Consider the following 1,824-nt stretch of genomic DNA (forward strand, 5'->3'; position numbering starts at 1 on the left):
CTTGGGTGACGAGTGGCGGACGGGTGAGTAATGTCTGGGGATCTGCCCGATAGAGGGGGATAACCACTGGAAACGGTGGCTAATACCGCATAACGTCGCAAGACCAAAGAGGGGGACCTTCGGGCCTCTCACTATCGGATGAACCCAGATGGGATTAGCTAGTAGGCGGGGTAATGGCCCACCTAGGCGACGATCCCTAGCTGGTCTGAGAGGATGACCAGCCACACTGGAACTGAGACACGGTCCAGACTCCTACGGGAGGCAGCAGTGGGGAATATTGCACAATGGGCGCAAGCCTGATGCAGCCATGCCGCGTGTATGAAGAAGGCCTTCGGGTTGTAAAGTACTTTCAGCGGGGAGGAAGGCGGTGAGGTTAATAACCTTGCCGATTGACGTTACCCGCAGAAGAAGCACCGGCTAACTCCGTGCCAGCAGCCGCGGTAATACGGAGGGTGCAAGCGTTAATCGGAATTACTGGGCGTAAAGCGCACGCAGGCGGTCTGTTAAGTCAGATGTGAAATCCCCGGGCTTAACCTGGGAACTGCATTTGAAACTGGCAGGCTTGAGTCTCGTAGAGGGGGGTAGAATTCCAGGTGTAGCGGTGAAATGCGTAGAGATCTGGAGGAATACCGGTGGCGAAGGCGGCCCCCTGGACGAAGACTGACGCTCAGGTGCGAAAGCGTGGGGAGCAAACAGGATTAGATACCCTGGTAGTCCACGCCGTAAACGATGTCGACTTGGAGGTTGTTCCCTTGAGGAGTGGCTTCCGGAGCTAACGCGTTAAGTCGACCGCCTGGGGAGTACGGCCGCAAGGTTAAAACTCAAATGAATTGACGGGGGCCCGCACAAGCGGTGGAGCATGTGGTTTAATTCGATGCAACGCGAAGAACCTTACCTACTCTTGACATCCAGAGAACTTAGCAGAGATGCTTTGGTGCCTTCGGGAACTCTGAGACAGGTGCTGCATGGCTGTCGTCAGCTCGTGTTGTGAAATGTTGGGTTAAGTCCCGCAACGAGCGCAACCCTTATCCTTTGTTGCCAGCGATTCGGTCGGGAACTCAAAGGAGACTGCCGGTGATAAACCGGAGGAAGGTGGGGATGACGTCAAGTCATCATGGCCCTTACGAGTAGGGCTACACACGTGCTACAATGGCGCATACAAAGAGAAGCGACCTCGCGAGAGCAAGCGGACCTCACAAAGTGCGTCGTAGTCCGGATCGGAGTCTGCAACTCGACTCCGTGAAGTCGGAATCGCTAGTAATCGTGGATCAGAATGCCACGGTGAATACGTTCCCGGGCCTTGTACACACCGCCCGTCACACCATGGGAGTGGGTTGCAAAAGAAGTAGGTAGCTTAACCTTCGGGAGGGCGCTTACCACTTTGTGATTCATGACTGGGGTGAAGTCGTAACAAGGTAACCGTAGGGGAACCTGCGGTTGGATCACCTCCTTACCTGAAGATACCTTCCCGCGCAGTGCTCACACAGATTGTCTGATAAAAAGTCACGAGCAGAAAAAACCTCTACAGGCTTGTAGCTCAGGTGGTTAGAGCGCACCCCTGATAAGGGTGAGGTCGGTGGTTCAAGTCCACTCAGGCCTACCAAATTCGCACTCACGCTGCGTTATGTCTCCGGCTCGCATAGTTCACTATGCTTCGCGAAGACATGCCTTGCCTGAGCACGAATTGCATTTCTCACGAAGTGTACTCGGTTGAGTGGTAGTAGTGGTCTCTGCAGTAACTGTATGGGGCTATAGCTCAGCTGGGAGAGCGCCTGCCTTGCACGCAGGAGGTCAGCGGTTCGATCCCGCTTAGCTCCACCATAC

Annotated in this window: 2 tRNA genes and 1 rRNA gene; all 3 read left to right on the forward strand. The window is 54.8% G+C overall.

What is annotated here, in order from left to right:
* Positions 1 to 1,453: ribosomal RNA gene (locus FJW00_RS11310) — 16S ribosomal RNA — on the forward strand; the annotation flags it as partial.
* Between the two features lie 73 nt (positions 1,454 to 1,526).
* Positions 1,527 to 1,603, forward strand: a tRNA-Ile gene (locus FJW00_RS11315).
* A gap of 142 nt (positions 1,604 to 1,745) precedes the next feature.
* A tRNA-Ala gene (locus FJW00_RS11320) sits at positions 1,746 to 1,821 on the forward strand.
* Positions 1,822 to 1,824 lie beyond the last annotated feature (3 nt).

The sequence above is a fragment of the Pantoea anthophila genome, from assembly GCF_006494375.1.
Taxonomy (GTDB): Bacteria; Pseudomonadota; Gammaproteobacteria; order Enterobacterales; family Enterobacteriaceae; genus Pantoea; species Pantoea anthophila.